At 45.1% G+C, this 20,278-nt stretch carries 15 protein-coding genes; 4 read left to right on the plus strand and 11 right to left on the minus strand.

Annotated features, from left to right (window positions below; genetic code table 11):
• The first annotated feature begins 31 nt into the window (after positions 1-31).
• Positions 32-244: a cold-shock protein gene (locus AB6E78_RS02205; RefSeq protein WP_004740083.1), complete on the plus strand. Its 213-nt coding sequence runs from the start codon at positions 32-34 to the stop codon at positions 242-244.
• A gap of 457 nt (positions 245-701) precedes the next feature.
• Positions 702-1,718: a GGDEF domain-containing protein gene (locus tag AB6E78_RS02210; protein WP_017060611.1), complete on the plus strand. Its 1,017-nt coding sequence runs from the start codon at positions 702-704 to the stop codon at positions 1,716-1,718.
• Between the two features lie 128 nt (positions 1,719-1,846).
• Here the strand turns inward: AB6E78_RS02210 and AB6E78_RS02215 are convergent, their stop codons facing one another.
• Entirely contained in the window at positions 1,847-2,443 is a 597-nt protein-coding gene (locus AB6E78_RS02215; protein WP_017060610.1) for a malate synthase, read from the minus strand.
• Positions 2,444-2,612: 169 nt separating this feature from the next.
• On the opposite strand from AB6E78_RS02215, the gene AB6E78_RS02220 reads away from it, so the two are divergent.
• A complete protein-coding gene (locus AB6E78_RS02220) occupies positions 2,613-4,142 on the plus strand; it encodes a DUF3612 domain-containing protein (RefSeq protein ID WP_081090203.1) in 1,530 nt (509 codons plus the stop codon).
• Positions 4,143-4,709: 567 nt separating this feature from the next.
• Here the strand turns inward: AB6E78_RS02220 and AB6E78_RS02225 are convergent.
• On the minus strand, positions 4,710-6,359 hold the full coding sequence (locus tag AB6E78_RS02225) for a DEAD/DEAH box helicase (RefSeq protein WP_372132530.1): 1,650 nt from the start codon (positions 6,357-6,359) through the stop codon (positions 4,710-4,712).
• Between the two features lie 163 nt (positions 6,360-6,522).
• Positions 6,523-7,878, minus strand: coding sequence for a diguanylate cyclase (locus AB6E78_RS02230; protein WP_102398618.1), 1,356 nt, complete (start codon positions 7,876-7,878; stop codon positions 6,523-6,525).
• 282 nt (positions 7,879-8,160) lie between these two features.
• Here AB6E78_RS02230 and AB6E78_RS02235 point away from each other — a divergent pair, with 282 nt between their 5' ends.
• On the plus strand, positions 8,161-9,303 hold the full coding sequence (locus AB6E78_RS02235; RefSeq protein WP_017060606.1) for a DUF3541 domain-containing protein: 1,143 nt from the start codon (positions 8,161-8,163) through the stop codon (positions 9,301-9,303).
• A gap of 144 nt (positions 9,304-9,447) precedes the next feature.
• On the opposite strand, the gene AB6E78_RS02240 is transcribed toward AB6E78_RS02235, so the two are convergent.
• From AB6E78_RS02240 to AB6E78_RS02275, 8 genes are all read right to left on the minus strand, one after another.
• Positions 9,448-10,065 (minus strand): class I SAM-dependent methyltransferase, encoded by a 618-nt coding sequence (locus AB6E78_RS02240; RefSeq protein ID WP_017064868.1) that lies wholly within the window; start codon positions 10,063-10,065, stop codon positions 9,448-9,450.
• A complete protein-coding gene (locus tag AB6E78_RS02245; RefSeq protein WP_136978711.1) occupies positions 10,065-11,318 on the minus strand; it encodes a HAMP domain-containing sensor histidine kinase in 1,254 nt (417 codons plus the stop codon). Before AB6E78_RS02245 ends, AB6E78_RS02240 begins: the two co-directional genes overlap by 1 nt.
• Positions 11,315-12,025 carry a response regulator transcription factor gene (locus tag AB6E78_RS02250; protein ID WP_136978713.1) on the minus strand — a complete coding sequence of 237 codons (711 nt, stop codon included), beginning with the start codon at positions 12,023-12,025 and terminating at the stop codon, positions 11,315-11,317. Before AB6E78_RS02250 ends, AB6E78_RS02245 begins: the two co-directional genes overlap by 4 nt.
• A gap of 135 nt (positions 12,026-12,160) precedes the next feature.
• Positions 12,161-15,349 (minus strand): efflux RND transporter permease subunit, encoded by a 3,189-nt coding sequence (locus AB6E78_RS02255; protein WP_372132535.1) that lies wholly within the window; start codon positions 15,347-15,349, stop codon positions 12,161-12,163.
• 2 nt (positions 15,350-15,351) lie between these two features.
• Complete coding sequence (locus AB6E78_RS02260; protein ID WP_017060601.1) at positions 15,352-16,581, minus strand: efflux RND transporter periplasmic adaptor subunit; 1,230 nt, start codon at positions 16,579-16,581, stop codon at positions 15,352-15,354.
• Complete coding sequence (locus AB6E78_RS02265; protein WP_017060600.1) at positions 16,578-17,996, minus strand: TolC family protein; 1,419 nt, start codon at positions 17,994-17,996, stop codon at positions 16,578-16,580. The genes AB6E78_RS02260 and AB6E78_RS02265 overlap by 4 nt, the downstream gene beginning before the upstream one ends.
• Positions 17,997-18,110: 114 nt before the next feature.
• Positions 18,111-18,380 (minus strand): hypothetical protein, encoded by a 270-nt coding sequence (locus AB6E78_RS02270; RefSeq protein WP_017060599.1) that lies wholly within the window; start codon positions 18,378-18,380, stop codon positions 18,111-18,113.
• Positions 18,381-18,701: 321 nt separating this feature from the next.
• Positions 18,702-19,910: a NupC/NupG family nucleoside CNT transporter gene (locus AB6E78_RS02275; RefSeq protein ID WP_102320600.1), complete on the minus strand. Its 1,209-nt coding sequence runs from the start codon at positions 19,908-19,910 to the stop codon at positions 18,702-18,704.
• Positions 19,911-20,278 lie beyond the last annotated feature (368 nt).

Consider the following 20,278-nt stretch of genomic DNA (forward strand, 5'->3'; position numbering starts at 1 on the left):
ACTTAGAAAATTTATGAATAAGGGACAAATTATGTCTAACACAAATACTGGCACTGTAAAATGGTTTAACGAAGAGAAAGGTTTCGGTTTCATTTCTCAAGACAACGGCGGCGCTGACGTATTCGTACACTTCCGTGCAATCGTTTCTGAAGGCTTCAAAACTCTGAAAGAAGGCCAAAAGGTTTCTTTCGAAGTTGAAAATGGTCAAAAAGGCCTACAAGCAGCAAACGTTGTTGCTCAATAATTAGCTCTTATAGCTAAAAAGAATTTTAAAGCGCTGATTTTTATCGGCGCTTTTTTATGCCTGCTTATAAACATTTCCCCTCTCGATACAGGCTTTCCCCCGTAAACTCTGAACAAATGCAAATCACCAGCCAAGCGTCCTCAACCTAGACTTTCTCAATTAAAGCTCAACGATCAATTTACGTCACTTTTTGTATGCACTTCCCTAGACAACACTTAATTCTCAGTAATCTTTTGATACTAACTCACGCTACGCCGAAAGTTTGATAAGCCCAAATATGGTTAAAGAACAATCCATTAGATTACGCTTATGAATACGCAATCGATATTCATAATAAAAATGAGTTATTTATCCAACCCTCATCCACTAATCATATAATTTTTAAAGCAAAGACCTTCGAAATCCGCTAACCTTGTTCGCAAGTGGCTTAGTTGTTTTGGTATCTGCAGTAAAAATAATGAACAAAGACGAATTTCAGAAATCCACCGCAAATCTAAAAAAAGCGGTGCCTCTTATGATGAAGAACAGGGTGTCAACGACACCTGCAAATTACGCACTTTGGTACACCTATGTCGATAACGCTATTCCCCAGCTGACTCAAGACATGGATGGTGTTTTAGAACACTACGGTATTTGTCCTCCTGCCGTTGGTGAGCAGCTATACAACAATTATGTTGCCAGCAAATCCGAAACCAATATCAATGACCTTCGCGCTAATTTGGAACTGTTAGTTTCTGAAGTTTCCAATTCAATGAATGACACCCTGACCGACACCTCCGCTTTTTCTGACATGATCGATAAAAGCTTCGAGGACTTGGCTCGTGTTGATAATGAAAGCCTATCTATTGATGAAGTCATGTCCTTAGTTCGACAGCTGGTGTCTGAATCCCGTCATATTCGTCACTCTACTCAGTTTTTAAACTCTCAGCTAAACTCTGCAACCTCAGAGATCACCAAGCTAAAAACCCAGTTAGTAGAAGTTCAGAAAGATGCGCTTTTCGATAGTACAACCACACTCTATAACCGTCGCTCTTTCGACCGTGACATAGAAACCCTGTGTGAAGCACAACAATCTTTGTGTCTGATTCTTCTCGATATCGACCACTTTAAAAATTTCAACGACACCTATGGCCACTTGTTTGGCGATATGGTGCTTAAAGCGATCGCTCGCAAGCTGAAGTTAAGTTGCCGTGAAGGTATTTCTGCCTATCGATTTGGTGGTGAAGAGTTCGCGCTGATTGTGCCTAACAAGTCTTTGCGTATTGCTCGTCAACTCGCTGATACCAATCGTCGCTCTCTAGAAAAGCTGTCGATTAAAGATCGCCGCAGTGGTCAACAAGTCGGCAGTATCACTGCATCGTTTGGTGTCGCTGAACTTGAACCCGGCGAATCAGCTCAATCGCTGATTGAACGTGCTGATAAGCTACTTTATGAAGCGAAATCACTTGGCCGTAACCGAGTCATGCCTTTGTAAAACACACCAACAATGCTCTTATCGACATATTAGTCGGCTCGTATTGAGACTAGAAAGCCCCAAAGTTCATTATCTTCGGGGCTTTTTCTTTAGTTGTATAAATTACTTTAGCTAACTAGGATTCACCGTTAGATCTGGAAGCAATAATTCAAGCAGTAGTCTTCACCACTCTTTGCTCTGAACTCTTTATCTTCACTGCATGCCTTTGGTTTACCCTTTGCGTCACCTTGAATCAAACTGATCCAGTGGCGCATCGCTGCAATGGTCTCTTCACGCATTGTGGTTGTTGCTTCCATTGGTGATTGGCCAAACGTGGTGCATGATTCCAACTGAATATCATCAATTTCTACTAGCTCAATACAACCTGTCCCTTTGTGGCAACCAAACATCACCTCTAGGTGGCTGCCACTGCCATCTCGAAACAAGATAGAGTCTGGGTCGTTCTTCTCACCCATGTACGCTACAAACTGCTTAGGGTGCTTCAGACCGCTGTGCTGACCGTCTTTAAAGTAAGCCATAATATGGCGGTAATCGACTACGTAGCTAGTTACGTCTTGATGTGAGCCATTCTCTAGTGGGAATAGTCGATCAAGCAGCTGCTTTGCTTTCACTTGCTTTTCAGTTTGCTGATTAGCATTGATTGTCTCCACGGCAAAGACAGCTTCAGCGATAAATGGCTTTGATTGTTTTTGGATTTCTGTTTTATCGAATGTAAGCATATTCATAGTCTTTCCCTCTTGACCAGTCCGGTGATAACCACCGATTTCTACAGCAAAAATGTGTCCTAGAGCAATTATTCCAAACTAACGTTTAATTTATTTGTCATTTTGTGAATTGCTTAGTTTGTAGATTAGCGCTTTTTTACATACAATTTCACAACAAAAATTTTACAATGTGAATTTTACAAATATGGCCTTGTCAAAAAGTTTAGTTCGTCAGTCACATTTCCTAGGTACGAAAATACGTAACCTAAGAAAACGTAACCATTTAACGATGGAAGACCTGTCTGCGCGTTGTATTAGAATCGACCCAGAATGTGCTCCTTCCGTTTCTTACCTTTCAATGATTGAACGTGGAAAGCGGGTTCCGAGCATCGATATGCTGGAAGTGATTGCACAGGTCTTTCAGAAGAATCCGACGTGGTTCCTCGACGACGAATCTGAACAACAAGCCATTGCTCCTGATAAGGGGAATCGTGGTGGGATAAGTGGCATGGCGCTCGAGCCGAGCTTCCTATTCTCAAACGACATCCTGCAAATTGCGATTCCTGAGATGCTGTCACAAACGGGCATTTCAGGCCGCCAGTTTGCGCACCTCTTGATTCGAGCACACCAAGAGAGCAACCAGAACCACTTCCCTGACCTTGAGCGCGCTGCGGAAGAGGTAGGCTTAAAACGTCTTAACCTCAGCGTAGAAGACCTGATAGACATCGCTAGAAGCCTAGGAATCAACATCCGCTGGGTGACGCGCACGCCGCAAGACGTCGTCGATGAGCTCGGAATTAACGCTAAGCAGTTAGTGACCTCCTTCTTTGAGCCTCCCGGTACTATCTTCTTAAACGAGATTCTTAAAGAGTATCCAACTCGTCTGAAATACGACCTTTCGGTTTATATCGGTCATTGCATTCTGCACAGCAAAGAAGGCCTAAAGAGTGTGTTGTCGGTCGGTAACAACAACACGTGGGACGACAACCAGGTATCAGGCTCTTCACAGCTCAACTCCCAAGATATTCTTCAAGCATGGCGAGACTTTGAATCCAGCTTCTTTGCTGGCGCACTTCTGTGCCCGAAAGTCCCGTTTAGGCAGCTACTTGACCGCACTGGTTACGAAATCGACGTTCACAAAAGAGCAGGGGTTTCCCCCTCTGTTGCGATGCGTCGAATGACTGTAGTATCGCCCTACCCTCACTGGCACTACTTTGATGCTTATGGGCCGGGGAAACTCAAGGCGGTATATCGCGGGAACGGGATTCCGCTACCTTGGGGAAATATGAGAACGGTCGCTGACCCATGTCAACATTGGGCTGTGTTCCGTCGATTATCCGAACCTCGAGCGGGAAGCTCGGCTCAAATCTCCATTTTGAACGTGGGTGATGAGCCAAGAATCTACTGCTGTGAATCCATCAATATGACGGATCCTGCGGGTAACAATCGTGTGTTGTGTGCTGGTATAGATCTCAACCCTGCAATTGATGCTCAAGGCGGTAATTCAAGAGACATAGCAGAGCAGCTTAAAGCGTCATGCGTTAACAATGGTGGCTCTGTGGCAATTCCGCGTAACATCAAAAAAGATCTCACGACAATAGCCAAGATTCTAAATATAAATTGGATTGAACGTGGGATTGAGACAGAGGCGAGGCTTATCTGCTCCAGAGGTGGAGAATGCCCACGCCAACCAAGCTGTTACTCTAAGTGTGGTGAGTAAAAAAGTAATAACAAAAAATAGAACCTAAATTTCAGGCAAAAAAAAACCAATCACAATAAGGGTGATTGGTCATATATTTTGTGTGAACAAAAAAGGTTCACTAACAACGTCAGTTGGCTAGGTGACCCTCGGCTTAAGAAGGGTCACCATTACTAATGCAGCATGCGTGCCAACTTTTAAAACACGTATTTACTACGCATCTGGACACGTATTGGCCGGATATCCTTGTTTGTTTTGCAAACTGGAATTGCAAATTGCAAAATTCAACAAAAACGCTAGTGATTATGTTATTATTAATGAATAATTAAAGATTCATTACCCTTCCCAAAAATGTCATATTTCCCTTAGATTCAATCACTTTAAACAGCAATAAACCTCCCCTAGCTTACTCAAGCTATACGGTTACTCAACATAAACAACACCCTAAACAACGCCCATAAAAAAACGCGAACATTGAGATTCAATATTCGCGCTTATTCGATTTCTATGACAGAAAGAACTTAACCCACGAGACGCCTTTTTATAAAGCGACTCATGTTCGTTGCTCTTTCAATATCTCAGAAAAGATTACTTCTGAGGAGCTGGCTTAGAACGGCTTCGAGACGGTTTGTTTGTCGAAGGTTTGTTGCTTATCGGCTTATTTGACGACTTGCTTGGGCCGTAGCTACCGCCGTAACCAGACTTCTTAGGTTTGCCTGCAGGTTTACCCGCGTTGTTTGGCTTACCAGTACCGTTAGATTTACCCGCACCGCTTGGTTTGCTCAGAGTGTTCTGAGCACCTGCGTTATTTGCAGTAGGTTTATTGCCCGCACTACCGCGTTTAAAGTTGCTGCCGTTGTTTCTTACTGATTTATCTTCAGTTGTCGCAGCTGAGTTGTTTTCAGCAGGTTTCTTACCAGATGTCGGCTTACGCTTTGGAGCCGAACCATTACCAGCTACATGACGCTTGTTCTTACCTGCTGGCTTGTGCCCGCGAGCGTTATCACCAGAGCGTTGACCATCAGCATGTTCACGTGGCTGTTTTGCTTTCTTCGGTTTCTTAGGCTTGATTGGACGTGAATCCAAGCGAGACTCAGGTAACTTATTTACTGGAGAGAAACCTTCCAGTTCACGACGCTCTAGCACTTGTTGAATCAGGCGTTCAATACCGAACAGCTCACCCACTTCATCAGCACAAACCAATGAAATCGCTTTACCTACTTCACCTGCACGGCCAGTACGACCGATACGGTGTACATAGTCTTCTGATACATGAGGAAGATCGAAGTTAACTACTTGAGGCAGTTGCGGGATATCGATACCACGAGCGGCGATATCAGTTGCAACAAGTACTCGTACCTTACCTGTTTTGAAGTTCTCTAAGGCTTTAGTACGTGCACCTTGGCTCTTGTTACCATGGATAGGTGCAGCAGTGATGTCTTGCTCTTCAAGGAAGCGAGCAAGCTTGTTCGCACCGTGTTTCGTCTTGCTGAACACCAACACTTGTTGCCAATCGTTATCTTTGATTAGCTTCGCTAGCATTGCGCTCTTTTTCTTTTTGTCTACTGGGTAGATGCTTTGCTCAACCGTTTTTGCCGTTGAGTTTGCAGGGCTTACTGAAATCTCAACAGGATTGTTCACCAAGCCTTTCGCTAAGCTGCGGATATCATCAGAGAACGTCGCTGAGAACAGTAGGTTCTGACGCTTCTTAGGCAAGAAAGCTAAGATCTTACGAATATCGCGGATGAAACCCATGTCTAGCATGCGGTCCGCTTCATCTAGCACTAGGATTTCTAGTTGGTCAAAACGCACTGCATTTTGGTTGTATAGGTCAAGTAGACGACCAGGTGTTGCCACCAACACGTCACTACCTTTACGCAGTTTTTGCATCTGAGGGTTAATCTTCACACCACCAAACACTACCGTCGAAGTCAGCGGTAAGTTAATACCGTACTTCACTACGCTGCCATTCACTTGCGCAGCAAGCTCACGAGTTGGCGTTAGCACGAGCGCACGAACTTGGTTCTGACGTACGCGAGTACCTTTCGATAACATTTCAAGAATAGGTAGCGTGAAGCCTGCAGTTTTACCTGTACCTGTTTGAGCAGCGGCCATAACATCTTTGCCCGTTAGGACAGCTGGCACGGCTTTCTCTTGTATTGGTGATGGCTTATCGTAACCTTGTGCTTCAATAGCTTTAAGGATCGGTTCAGAAAGGCCAAGGGAGGTAAAACTCATAGATTATTTTCTCAGTTGAATAACATTTAGTATGAGCAACACGTTAAAAAGTGCGTTGCTTCAGCTTTTGCTCATCAAATACATTGATACGGAGCAAAGCGCGGTATTCTGAGGCTTTTCCCCCCATTCAGCAACTAAATTCTAATCGCAGCTAAAATTCAACCTAGATAACTTGTCGCTTCTGTTCGTACATTTTTTCATCAGCGGCTTTCAAGAGCGCATCGACATCATTGTAGTTACTATTGTGAATAACCCAACCCACACTGATTCTGAGATAAATAGAGTGCGCTTCGTACACAACTGGCGCCGAGCATATCGCCTTTCGTAGTTTAGTCACGATTGAAGATACGTGTTGATCATCGATAATGCGTGGCAACAAGACCAAGAACTCATCACCGCCTATCCTTGCAACGATATCTGAAACACGCAGCTCACTTCTTATGCGGTTAGCACACTCGATCAATACCTGATCGCCTGCCGCGTGACCATAAGTGTCGTTGATTGCTTTAAACCCATCGAGGTCGATATTTACAACAGCAAAGGTTCTCGCTCTCTGTTTTTGAGTGGTTTTGAAGGCCTGCTTGAGGCTATACATGAAGTATCGACGATTCGGTAACATCGTTAGCTCATCATGCATAGAGCGGCTATCTGCAATCCGGTACAGACGATAAATAGTAAAGAAGGCAAACGCCAACACTAATATAATGGAGTAGCCTACCAGCCTTACCGCTTGGATTCGATACCAAGGCTCATCCATCAATACATGTTCGTTACCGGAGAGAGCAAGGTACCAACCCCCGTATGGGAAACTCACCTGTTCAGTGGCGAACGCATTATCGAACACATCCTGAGTGCCATAAAAGACAGCGCCATCTTTCCCTGAACTGTTTGCACCACGAATTGCTAATTCATACTTGTTCTCTATCTTGCCGATTCCAACATCTTCAAACAGCTCATCTAAACCGATAACAGCACTGGAGACACCCCAGTAATCTTGATTGAAAGGCGGGTCTCGGAAGATCGGAGTGCGTGCAATGAGGGCTTGTCCACCTTGAAACAGCTCAAAAGGACCGGCAATAAAGGTGTTGCCAAGATTACGGGCTATCTCAACAGACTCCCATTGATTTGGGTGATCACGATAATTAATACCGAGAATCTGCTCATTACCTTCCATCGGGTAAACAAAGTTTAGAATGTCGTCTTTGGCGAGTCCGATAAGTCGAATATGGAAGCCATCTTGAATGATATTCTCAGCAATCTTATCCCAATTTTTCACCTCACCATCGGGGTTGATGGTCACTAAGGTCGAGAAATTATTGAGGATATACATATCTGACACGATCGCGGCTTCAATCCGAGAACGAATAATGGATAGTTGCTTTTTTGCCTCTGAATACGATTCGTTTTTAAGAAAAGTTAATTGCTTGGCATGAAAGAACTCAATTGCGCTTACTATCGCAAGGAAAAAAAGAAAAGATACTACTCTGGCAGACCACTGCTTGCTAGAACCACTTGGCATTTACGAACCTCTAACACTATTGTTCTATATACTGCCTTATAACGGCTCATTTCTGGCTTATTGCCCCAGTATGCCGCTAAGTCATTAAAAATCCATACTGACGTCGACTATCTATCAAATATTGAGTGATCCATCACTTCAAACTTCTTTACTAAACGAATGGTTTAATCAAAAAGGGTTAGTGAACCTTATAAAGCTTACATTGTATTGACTCACGCTTACATTGAAGGATTCATCAATGTTATTTTACATAGACTAATAATCAGCTTGGTACCTCACGACATGAAGTTAAAAACTATCACACTGTGTACATTGCTATCAGCCTCGGTTGCCGTTCACGCACAAGAAAACGTTCAAGCGCCAACCGCAGTGAACGTTCAATCCCAAGCAGATTCGCTCAATTCTCAAGAACAATCTTTCAAGCAATCTGCAGACCTAATTCGCACCACCTACGAAAGCCAGCTTTACACCCTGCCTGCATTCAAAGAAGGTCACTACGGGCTGCGCATGTATCGTCAAACATTAGACGATAAGTATTCAGCGGCGGTGTGGAGCGACATGGCTCGAGTGGCAAGCAAGCTCAGCACCCTGTCGAATGACGTTCAAACCATGGAACAAATCGTACTCTACTCAGAGAAGCGAGTTGCATCTTATATTGGTGATAACGATGAGCGCAGTATTCGACGCTACAACATCACCAAGCACATGCCTGAATACCTTTACCTTGGTGTTGACCTTCTAGGCTCTATGGCTCGTGCTAACGAATACGGTTTAGAACACAAGAACGATGCCAAGCTACGCGAAATCATTCGTCGCTATGACTTCTCACGATACGTGACCAATGAAGACATGGTGAAAGCGTGGGCCGCTCAATTAGCGAATCAGGTTTACTGGTTGCGCCAACTGGGTGAGCAGGATGTCGTTGATGAGTTTGTCGATACCTTCAAAAAAGCGTATCCAGACGATAAAGACAAAAAACTCTCAAGCCAGCAATTCGGCAATAAGATCTATGGTATGACACACGTCATCTTCGGCGACTCAGAATATTACCAACATCAAGTAAGCGAACAAGACCATCAATGGATCTACGATTACTTTAGAGAAAACATCGATACGATTCTGCTGCGTGCGAAAGAAGATGTGATTGCTGAGGTTGGATTAACCTTCTTATTGGCAGGTTTAGAAGATGACCCAGTTCTAGAGAAAACTCGACTCGCGATTCAAGCTTCAATCGATGAGAAACAAGGCATGATCCCTTCAATTACTGGCGATTTTGACCTTGAGTACGGTGAACACCGCAACGTATTAGCAATCATGCTACTCGATTGGCAGCAAGTGAATGAAGCGCCGACTTATGAAGGCAACCCTAAGGTGTTTACTAACATCCCTTACGGACTCATTAAAAACCAACCACCGAAGAACTAGCAACATACCTAGCCTAGGTTCATCATAGAACCCAAAAAGCCTCATACCTTTCAAGGCTGCGGCTTTTTGCTGTTTACTACGTCAGTACTCGTATCAAAAGTTGTTAATATCAAAACCTGCGTAAAGATAAAAACAAAGACGACATCAAGCTCCTGACACGGCTTTGTTCATCACTATCGTAAAATCCCCTTCTGCGTAGCCCTCCGTTAAAGAGACATCATCGCAGAGCGTTTTACAGAAACGATAGACACCTTGAGGGTGATAACTCATCAAGGTATTACGCGAAGGATACTGGCTTGAGTTGAGAAGATTAAAAATCACCGTCTGATTCGCCAGTTCATACATGCGAGTAATCATGTTTGTCAGATAATCAGAATCACGAGAGATGTAGTTCAGTGAACCACTAGCGATGACAATGTCGTGCGCCTCAAGGTTCATTTTGCTCATATCACCCGCCAAAAACTGACAACGATCTTCTGTGTAGTTTTGCTTCGCCTTCTTAAGAAAGCCTGCGTGTTGGTCAACGCCGGTATAAGATTGAATACGATAGATGCTGTCGAGCAGTTCAAACAGCTCGCCATAGCCGCAACCCAAATCTAAAACACTCTTCTTTTCGAAGTCCGCCGCACGAGCGATTACTTCAAAGCGACACAATTGACTCTCTTCGCTAGTCCAACCTAAAGCTTTAGCCTTGTCGCCATTCGAGCGGTTAGTCTGTTTTCGATGATAGCGATACACCTTCCAACGATCGAGCCAGTGCATTAAGAGAAATCCACCCACACTTCACGACCACCAGCCAGCTCTTGGTTATGGTATTGCCATTGATATTGCGCGAGCAGCTTTTCGGTGAGCTCTAACCCTAGACCAAAGCCCAAATGATTGTCTTCTATCGTGCCGTCAGTGTTGTGATTAACAATGGTGACTTTCGAGCCTACCTGAACGATACCCACGGTACCGCTTCCTGTGTGTTGGAAAGCATTGCGAATCAAATTGGTCAGCACGATGCGAGTGAGTCCGACTGGCAACTGGCATTGTGTATCGTCGCTTTCAAGGTTCACAGCCACGGCTTTGCCATTCAATAGATAGCTTAAATCGTGGTTTATTTGTTGCAGCAGTTCGCCGAGATGTACGTTTTCCAGAGGCAGATCTTTGTCTTGTTGTCGGGTAAGCCACAACAAGGTTTCTGTCAGGGCTGTCATGGTGAAACCCGCGCGCTTGATTCGGTCTATCACTTCAAGCTGCTTTTCTGGGCTCTTACCCTTTTGAATCAGCTTCTCTAGCAGTTCACTATTTGTTCTTGTGACCGCAATAGGAGTACGTAATTCGTGGCTCGCGTAACCCAAAAATTTCTGCTCTCGTTCTAAGCTGTTTTGAACCGAACTCAAACTATCACGAATGATGTTAGCCAAGGTGTTCAGTTCACTGAAGTGAAAATCAGGTGTCGGTTCATTGAGGTTATCTTTATCTAGCGATTTGGCCCAGTTCTTTAGCTGCTCAACAGGCGATGCCACCTTACGTAACACCAAAACCAAGATAACGAAAAACAATACAATCGCACCCAGTGCGGTCAAAAGAATCGTGATAAAGTGCGGAAGCCCTTCATCATTAATGAAAGGGTCATGTTTTTGAGCAAACACCGCAGAAACATAACGAACCTCATTACCTTTCATCACCTTCATGGCGAAATAGCCTTTCTCGGGAGGTGAAAATATAGATTTGCCAATGATTATTTTGGTCATGCGGTTAAATTGCAGTTCGCTCTGGTTAAGGTTGTTCTGAATGCTTTGTGGCAAGTCGGTCCATTGGGTCGCCACCGTAAATTCTTGATTGGTCATAGGCTTACCCGGCTTTACCGCATCTTGTTGCGCTTGGGCAATCATAGAGCCACGCATAGCGATATCCATCCCAGAGACAAAGTAATTTACGCTCAAGGCAGAAAGAACCAGAATCGTCGTCACACCTGTAACCAGAATCGCCAATAAAACGTAGATCCTTAGACTTGGTCTGATCTTCATTCTTGTCGTAACTCCTTAATCGCAAAGCCTTTTCCCGCAATGGTGTGCAGCAGCTTATTGTCTTGTTCAGCATCGACTTGTTTACGCAGATTGAAGATATGCACTTTTAAGCTATTACTGTCTGGTTGATCGTCGCCCCACACGCCCTGCATGATGGTCTCGCGAGAAACAGGATCAGGGCTAGAACGCATCAAGATTTCCAGTATTTTGAGTGCGGTAGGCGAAAGCTTTAAAGGGGAATTATCGCGATAGGCTTGATGCTGTTTGAGATCGATTTCCAAATCGCTTACCGACAAGCGGCGAACCTGACCACTGCGTCGCTTCGCCAACACTTGCACTCGAACAATCAACTCTTCCATTGCAAAAGGTTTCACCAGGTAATCATCGGCCCCTTTTGAAAAGCCTGTCAGCTTATCATCAAGCGTATCACGTGCAGTGAGCATCAAAACGGGTGTATCAATGCCCTGCGCTCTGAGATTCTCACATACCTGCAAGCCGTTCATTTTAGGCAAATTGAGATCGAGAATTACCGCGTCATATCGGTTTGCTTCGATGAGGTTGAGTCCAGCTAAACCATTCGCTGCATGATCGCACTGGATATCTTCTAAATCGAGGTAATCAATAACCGCAGTGGCTAAATCGAGGTCGTCTTCAACCAAAAGCAATTGAAGCTTATCTGTGAATTTATTAGTGACGGATTCTGCCATCGTGACGACCTCTATTGTTAGTTGTAGTGTAGCTTTATAGTGATCTTTAATATCTTGTTCGGTAATGAACCTAGACCGAAGTTGCTGAGCCTCGCTCGGCAATCATCAGCCTAGATATCATTAGCTTAGCCATTGTTAAGCTGTTTGTTCAATGCCTTTGACGCGATTTGTGATTTTAAGAATCAGAGACTTAATCTCACACTGAATCATTAACAATGCTGGCGTTAGAATCAGTGTAATAAACGTCGCAAACAAAATACCGTAGCCTAGCGCCGCTGCCGCAGGGATCAGGAACTGAGCCTGCAGAGACGTTTCACTTAATAGTGGCGTCAAACCTGCGAACGTGGTGACCGATGTGAGTAACACGGCTCTTAGTCGACCAGAACACGCTTCAACAATCGCATCGTGAACCGACTTACCTTTCTCTTTGATTAGCTCGTTAAAACGAGAAACCAACAACAAGCTGTCGTTCACCACCACACCGCTCAACGCAAGGATACCGTTTAACGATAGGATACTGATTGTTAAGTCATTCCACCAGTGCCCTAAGATTGCCCCAACAATGCCAAATGGAATCGCTGTCATGATGATCACAGGTTGAATGTAAGACTTCAGCGGGATAGCAAGCAGCGTATAAATCGCTATCATGGCAAGTATGAACATACTCATCATTGAACTAGCCGTCTCTTCTTGTTCTTCCGTTTCGCCAGCAAAGTCGACCGTTAATCCCGGGTATTGCGCTTCTAAATCGGGTACTAATGTGTCTTGCAACTGATGAACAAGCTCAGCAGGTGCAACCACGTCTTTATCTAATACTGCACTGATGTACACCGCTCGTTGGCTATCAATACGTGTGATCTCTGATACTTGGTAATCAGAATATACTTCAGCAACGGTGCTCAAAGGCACCACGGTACCGTCGTTGGTTCTCACGCTCGATTGCTTGATATCCGCAATGGTTTGGCGATCCGATTCTGGGTAGCGCACTCGAACTTTTACCTCATCCTTACCACGTTGGAACTGCTGAACAATATCACCACTAAACGCTTGCAATACTTGCTGTGAAAGACTTGCAGTATCAAAGCCTAACGCACGGCCTTGCTGTGTTAATTCAAAACGATACTGAGGCTCACCAAGATCCAAGTTATGGTCAATACCACTCACACCTTCAATCGCTTGCAGCTTGGTTAAGAACTCATTACCCGCCGCAGTCACTGATTCTTCGTTCCACGCTTTCAATTCTACTTTGAAGTTGTCGACCATCTCCATTTTAGACAAGACTTTGAGCTTCTTAACCCCTTCCATCTGGCCCACAGTCTCTTGCCAAGCATCAGCAAACTCATTCGATGTGTAGACACTGTCGCTGTCCAATTCAATTTTAACTTGACCAGAGTCATCAGCATCCGCGATAACTTGAAGACTCAGCAGTTCAGATGCTTCATCTTGAGCACCGTATTGCGCTCTCAGAGTTTCATCCGTTTGGGTTGCCGCCGCTTCAAGCACCAACAAGTTTTGTTGTGTTTGACCAAAGCTCGCATCGTTTTGCATCGACATATCGGCAGTTACCGTATCGCCCGGCATATCAGGGAAGAACGCTACACGAACCGCCCCCGTCATTGGTAACCCAGCAACTAAAATAAGCAATGACAAGAAAACCATCACTACCGCATAACGCAGTTTCAACGCCCATTCAATTACGGGGCAGTAGATACGCTTATTAAACCAACCTAGCCCAGTATCGGCAGCATGTTGAACGCGAGCCCACAGCCCCTTCTTCTCACTACGCTTAGTATTAATATGAGCAAGGTGCGATGGCAGAATGAACTTAGACTCAACTAAAGACAGCAACAAACAGATAATCACGACCGTGCCGAATTGAGCGTAAATTTGCCCCATTTTACCGTCAACATTCGCTAACGCTAAGAAGGCAACAACTGTCGTTAACACACCAAATATAGTTGGTGATGCCACCTTCATGGTGCCTCGTATAGTACTGCCTATCGAATCGCCTTCTTCTTTGCGCGTGGAATAGATACTTTCCCCAACCACCACCGCATCATCGACTACTATCCCGAGCGCCATAATGAAACCAAAGGTGGTCATTTCATTGATGGTTAACCCCATGAAGGTATCTGTCATGAAGAACATGGTGCCAAAAAAGACAAACGGTAAGCCAGCTGCTACCCAGAAAGCGACACGCACGTTTAAGAATACCGCTAACACCATGAACACCAATGCAATACCGGTGAGCGCGTTCTTCATCAATAGGCTTAAGCGGTCTTTGATCATGGTACTTTTGTCGTACCAAGTTTCGATTTCGACATCGCTCGGCAGCATGTTGCTGTTTTCCCAGCGTTCTACCACTTTCTCTGCTTGTTCAACAATGCTGACGACGTCTCCGTATTCATCCATCACGATCTGAATTGCCATCGCATTCTGTTGGTTATAACGAGAAAGCATGAAGGTATCATCAGCAAACATGTCTTCAACGTTGGCAATGTCACCCAAGGTAATTTGCGTACCATCAGTCGTCGTCATCACCGGAATCGCGTTGAAATCTTGGATCTCATACGCCTGTTCAGAAACCTTCAAACGAACCGTTTTTTCGCCATTACGAAGGCTCGTCGAGATAGCCGCAGAAGATTCCGCATTGATCGCTTCAGAAACGTCAGTCAGTGTTAAGCCGTATGCCTGTAGCTTGTTCTCATCAACCTCAACTGAGATCATAGGGTCAGCCTTAGCCTTGATTTCCAAATCACGAATTGATGACTGGCTCAATAGATCTGATTTCAATTGCTCGGCTAAGCTTTGAAGCGTTGCTCGGTCTGCGTCACCATAGATCTGCACCCATAAGGCATGATCTTGCATGCGAGCTTTATCAATCACAGGATTATCAGCGCCAGAAGGCAGGTTATTGATCGCATCAACCTTAGTTTTAACGTCAGTTAACAGGGTATCAAGATCATAGGTGCTCGTTTTTTCAATCGAAACATGGCTACCATTCGCATCAGAAGTTGACGTAATACGCTTAATGCCCGGTACGGTTTCTAACGCATCTTCAATCTTAATCGCTAGGCCTTCTTCCGCCTGAATAGGGTCACCACTGTCATAGGTCACAGACACTGTCACCACATCGGGTTCAAGGCTTGGAAATGCTTCTTTACGCAATGAGTTCAGTGATAACAGGCCTATGATGATCACGCCCACTAACAACAAATTCGCTGCTACAGAGTTATTCGCGAACCATGCGATTGCGCCAGTGTGTGGTTTAGTTGGCTTCTGGTTACTGTCCGCTTGGTTATTCGGTTTCAACTCATGAGACATGACTACCCCTCCGCCTTAGCCAGAACGACCATGCCCGCTTTAAAGCTACTTAACGGACGCTTAACCACTTGAACACCGTCACCAATTTCCAAGTTCAATTTGGTAGGATCGATGTAAATAAAACCACCCTTTTCAAATTCAACATTCGCGTTTGATTTAGAAAGCAGACCGTTGTCATCCACAAACCACAGGTCACCTTGTTGCGAAAGTGCAGAAGCCGGAAGCTCCCACAATTGAGTTAGTTGCTTACCCGAGATCGTCGCTTGCACGAACGTGCCTGGATAAAGATCTTTCTCTTGCTCCAAAGGGTTATCGACTTTCACGATCAATGAGCGCTGACGCGTATCTTGTTGTAAGTGCTGCTCAACACGCTCGACATAACCTTGCCATTGGAATTGACCGTCAGAACTCGATAGAGTCACTGGCCACGGCTGCTCTTTCAGTTGGGTGTTATCGCTGTTGGGTAGGCTCAACCATTGGCTTTCAGAAAGGGGGACAGAAACTTCAACCTCATCAACGCTGTATAACGTGGCTATCTGAGCGCCCGTTTGTGCGTAGCTTCCCGGTTGAACATCACGGCTCACGACCAACGAATCAAAAGGGGCAACCAAGGTTGTTTTTTCGAGGTCTTGCTCAGCCTTCACCAATTCAAGCTTGGCGTTCTCCAAGGCTGCTGTTACTTGTGCCAGTTGTGGTTCGCGTAATACTAAAGGTGAATCCGGCTCGCCAGACAAACCAGAGCGTTGCCATTCAGACTTAGCTTGTTCGCCTTGTCTCTGCTCTTCCAACAAATCCAGTTGAGCTTGAGCCACATTTGCCTTCGCTTGGGTTACCGCTTGTTGGTAACTGGTCGAATCGATATTAGCGATCACTTCACCTTGGCCAATCACTTGCCCAGTTTCAAACTGCGAGCTGATCGTTTCTACTCGGCCACCAACTTCCGTCGAAAACATCAATTCGTAACGCGACTTCGCTTCCCCGTAACCCACCACTTCTGCTTGGTAGTCACCGAGAGTGGCAAGTACCACAGACACTTGCTGTTGTTGTGAAGCAGGTAAGGTCGTCGTATCAATAGACTTGGTTTGAATAGGCGTAGCTTGAGGTTCTGAAACCGTTAGTTCATTCGTCTTTTGAGGAGCAGGAGCCACTTGTGAATCGTTGTAAGCAAGGGCAGCAAAAATGCTTGAACCAGCCACTAAGGTGATTGCAATTGTGATGGTGTTCAGTTTCATGAAGATACTCCCAAGCCCAGAGCTAGGCCTAAATCAATTCGGTTTACGAGACGGTTATAAATGGTTTGTGTTAACTGCGCTTCAAGGTCATAGGTTTGCTGCTGAACAGTAAGTAGATCAAAAATGTCGACCAAACCCTGACGGTATTTCTCTTCATAGCTAGTGAAGCTGCGTTGTGCGCTTACCAAGGCGTTCGTTAGGTGTTGCTGTTGAAGCGTTAATGAGGACTCTTGCCCCATTGCATTTTCCACTTCATTCACCGCATTGAGCAGTGTCTCTTGGTAAGCCCAGTAGCTGGTTTCTGTGGTTAGGTCAGCAATTTCTGCCTGTGCTTTTAGCTTGCCACCTTGAAACAGTGGTGCTGACACTTGGCCAAGCGCACTCCACAAAGGTCCGGTAAGCAGCGCTTCGCTCGGAGAATCCGCCATATCGGTTAGGCTGGCAGATAAGCTGATCGACGGCAGCATCGCTTTGTACGCCGCGTCAGCACGCAATGTTTCTGCTTCGATATTGAAGAAAGCCGCTTGAAGATCGGGTCGACCTGCTAGATCTTGTGTCGGCATATTGTCTAGTGGATTAATGATGGTTGGAAACGAACCTAGCTCAGCAAGGGATAGCTCATCAGATTCACCACTCCACTGACCCGTTAATAAAACCAATTCACGTCGGCTTTGTGCAAGCTGCTCACGGTAATCAGCTAAGGTTGCTTGAGTCGATGCGCTGCTCGTTTTTGCATTATCTAGATCTTCAAGGCTACCTAGCCCTGCGCGATAACGTTCTAAAACAAGTTCTTCATTGTTTTCTAGAATCACCAAACGTTGCGATTCGATATCGACAAGCTGTTGCTTCAAACTGATATCAAGCCAACCTCTCATCACACTCGCGACCAAAAGATCTTGAGCGCCCTGAAGGTTAGCCTGAGACGTCGCAATGTCTTTCAAAGCGGCGTTGTTTGTGTCTGCAAGCTTCTGCCATAGATCGAGCTCCCAACCAACCGTGACATCAGTGGTGTAGGTTTCAGTCGTGCTTGAGCCGTCAGTGCCTTCGTCAGCTTGACCAGAAAAGCTCGCATCGACAGTTGGTAAGCGATCACCTGAAGTTACACCTTGCAGCGCATAAGCTATTTTGAGTGCTGTAATGCTTTGTTGGATGCTTGGGCTGTTCTGCAGAGCGCGCTCGATATAGAGGTCGAGCTCCGGTGCATTCACTAAATCGGTAAGTTGTACGTTCTCTGCGTCTAGATCTTGTTGAGTAGAAGCCTGTTGAATCAGCTCTGCGAGTAAGCTTTGTTGTGTCTGATTAGTGCTTTGCTCAGCGAGTGAAACATAGTCGGCCTGACTGGTTGTCGTGCAACCCATCAATCCGATTAGAGCAAGTGAAATAAGGGAATGTTTTAAAGGAAGATTCAATTTCATCTTCTTGTCTCCTGTAAGAATGGAGACAAGATAACGAGCTGGGGGTTAAGAGAGGGTTAAGGCGAACGTTAACCCCAAAAGAAAATACAAAAAGCGTACGTTTAAACTTCAGCTTTACGCTTCTGACTTGCTTGAAAAGAGCCCACCGATTTTATAACCGATCGCATAGCAAACCACGGCGACAGTAACAAACACCAATGCCGAGAAGAAATACGCTACAGACGCTGCGACACCAGCCCCCCACACCACGCTGAACACCAAACCGAGATAAGCCTCTTTTGGCCACTGGTAGATAGGAAACTGAGCGCCGCCAGCAATTAGGTAAACCATCGCAAACAAGCCAATGAAGGTAACAATAAGACCGATGAGAACGCGAATGTTCATGGAGAGACCCTTGATTAATTTAGCTTGGTTGCCATTGTTCCTAATCGAAAGCGGATATGCTTAGTCGGAACCGAATGTTCTCAATCGAAATCGAATGTTCTTAATCGAAGCCGAATGTTATTAATCGCAACCTGATGATATTCAAGTATATCGGATAAAAGGAACTGGCTCTATTACTCTTCCGAGTGAGCTTTTACTCACGATAGACAAATCACAGTCGACGGCCAAAACCTGATTTCGCCTGATTAACAGGCACAAAAAAGCGGACACCCTCCTTACGTTAACTCCGTAAGTAAAGTGTCCGCTTTAACTGAATATAGCTTAAAGCAGGATGAAAATACCCGCTAAGCATGCACTCATTAGGTTTGCTAGCGTACCAGCAGCTACAGCTTTCAAACCTAAGTTTGCAACTTCAGCACGGCGCTCTGGTGCCATAACACCGATTGAACCTAACTGAATCGCGATAGAACCAATGTTAGCAAAGCCACATAGAGCAAAAGTCACGATCACTTGGCTGTGTTCAGATAACAGAGCTTTGTTCTCAACGAAGTCGATGAAAGCAACAAACTCGTTCATAACGATCTTCTGACCGATGTAAGAACCCGCCATCAATACTTCGTCACTTGGGATACCGATCAGCCATGCAAGAGGCGAGAACAGGTAACCAAAGATAGCTTGTAGCGTAATACCCGCAAAACCGAACGTTTCACCTAGGCTTTCTAGGCCAGTGTTGACCATCGCAATCACACTCACGAATGCAACCAACATAGTACCAACCGCTACCGCAACCTTCATACCGTTCATCGCGCCGCTTGCCAATGCATCAATCACGTTGCTTTGATCAGCTTTATCTAGTTCGATATGGTCGTAATCACTTGGTGTGCTGCGCTCAGGAACAATGATCTTCGCCATTAACAGACTGCCCGGAGCCGCCATAAAGCTTGCAGCGATAAGGTATTTAAGCTCAACACCAAGGCCAGCATAACCACCAAGTACACTACCCGCTACCGACGCCATACCACCTGCCATTACAGCAAACAGTTCCGAACGAGTCATAGACTTTAAAAAGGGACGAATAAGAAGAGGAGACTCACCCTGAGAAAGGAAGATATTACCTGTAGCAACCAGAGATTCAGCTTTACTTGTACCCAGCAGTTTTTGCACCGCTCCGCCCAAGATTTGAATCACTTTCTGCATAACGCCTAAATAATAGAGCGCAGAGATCAAAGCACTGAAGAAGATAATGATTGGAAGTACGCGAATCGCGAAAATGAAACCTTCAGTAGCCAGATCACCAAATAGGAAAGCGATACCAACGTCTGCAAAACCAAGCAAACTCGAAACGCCATTGCTTAGGCTTGTTAACGCCAGTTGTCCCCAAGGGAAATACAATACTAAGGCTGCAAAACCGATTTGAAGTAATAGTGCACGAGAGACCGTTTTCCAGTTAATTGAAGAACGACTTTCAGATAACAGGTACGCGCAAGCAATCAGTGCAAGAACACCGACAAAACCAAATAGAATATTCATAATGTGTCCTAGTAATCCTTAAAGAGTGAACATGAGCCAAGCAAATGACATCAAAGGAACAGGACAAAGAACCGCAAGCAAAACGCTACGCGATGAAGGAGCTAACAGGGTTAGCGAATGTAACAACGAGTTGTTCATGTAAAAAATCACCTTATACAAGCAGTGGAACGTAGCTGGTCCGGTCCGTGGGGTCATTCACATATCCATGTGACGGCTTGTATTGGCTAAGCACCGGCTTAAAACCGGAAGAGAAGTATAAACAGTTAAGTGAGACTTTCATCACATTTTTTAACGCAAACGATCGCGCGATCAAGGATTAAGCAAAATGTATTGTTTGTCGTCGTTTTCGAGCTTCAAAACTGTAAACA

It is taken from the genome of Vibrio sp. 10N.247.310.98 (assembly GCF_041467395.1).
GTDB lineage: Bacteria > Pseudomonadota > Gammaproteobacteria > Enterobacterales > Vibrionaceae > Vibrio > Vibrio crassostreae_C.

What these genes read in the sequence shown, in the direction of transcription:
- AB6E78_RS02225 (WP_372132530.1), bottom strand. Translation starts at nt 6,359, where the DNA reads ATGAGTTTTACCTCCCTTGGCCTTTCTGAACCGATCCTTAAAGCTATT.
- AB6E78_RS02265 (WP_017060600.1), bottom strand. Translation starts at nt 17,996, where the DNA reads ATGAAATTGAATCTTCCTTTAAAACATTCCCTTATTTCACTTGCTCTA.
- AB6E78_RS02210 (WP_017060611.1), top strand. Translation starts at nt 702, where the DNA reads ATGAACAAAGACGAATTTCAGAAATCCACCGCAAATCTAAAAAAAGCG.
- AB6E78_RS02270 (WP_017060599.1), bottom strand. Translation starts at nt 18,380, where the DNA reads ATGAACATTCGCGTTCTCATCGGTCTTATTGTTACCTTCATTGGCTTG.
- AB6E78_RS02260 (WP_017060601.1), bottom strand. Translation starts at nt 16,581, where the DNA reads ATGAAACTGAACACCATCACAATTGCAATCACCTTAGTGGCTGGTTCA.
- AB6E78_RS02205 (WP_004740083.1), top strand. Translation starts at nt 32, where the DNA reads ATGTCTAACACAAATACTGGCACTGTAAAATGGTTTAACGAAGAGAAA.
- AB6E78_RS02215 (WP_017060610.1), bottom strand. Translation starts at nt 2,443, where the DNA reads ATGAATATGCTTACATTCGATAAAACAGAAATCCAAAAACAATCAAAG.
- AB6E78_RS02230 (WP_102398618.1), bottom strand. Translation starts at nt 7,878, where the DNA reads ATGCCAAGTGGTTCTAGCAAGCAGTGGTCTGCCAGAGTAGTATCTTTT.
- AB6E78_RS02235 (WP_017060606.1), top strand. Translation starts at nt 8,161, where the DNA reads ATGAAGTTAAAAACTATCACACTGTGTACATTGCTATCAGCCTCGGTT.
- AB6E78_RS02245 (WP_136978711.1), bottom strand. Translation starts at nt 11,318, where the DNA reads ATGAAGATCAGACCAAGTCTAAGGATCTACGTTTTATTGGCGATTCTG.
- AB6E78_RS02255 (WP_372132535.1), bottom strand. Translation starts at nt 15,349, where the DNA reads ATGTCTCATGAGTTGAAACCGAATAACCAAGCGGACAGTAACCAGAAG.
- AB6E78_RS02240 (WP_017064868.1), bottom strand. Translation starts at nt 10,065, where the DNA reads ATGCACTGGCTCGATCGTTGGAAGGTGTATCGCTATCATCGAAAACAG.
- AB6E78_RS02275 (WP_102320600.1), bottom strand. Translation starts at nt 19,910, where the DNA reads ATGAATATTCTATTTGGTTTTGTCGGTGTTCTTGCACTGATTGCTTGC.
- AB6E78_RS02250 (WP_136978713.1), bottom strand. Translation starts at nt 12,025, where the DNA reads ATGGCAGAATCCGTCACTAATAAATTCACAGATAAGCTTCAATTGCTT.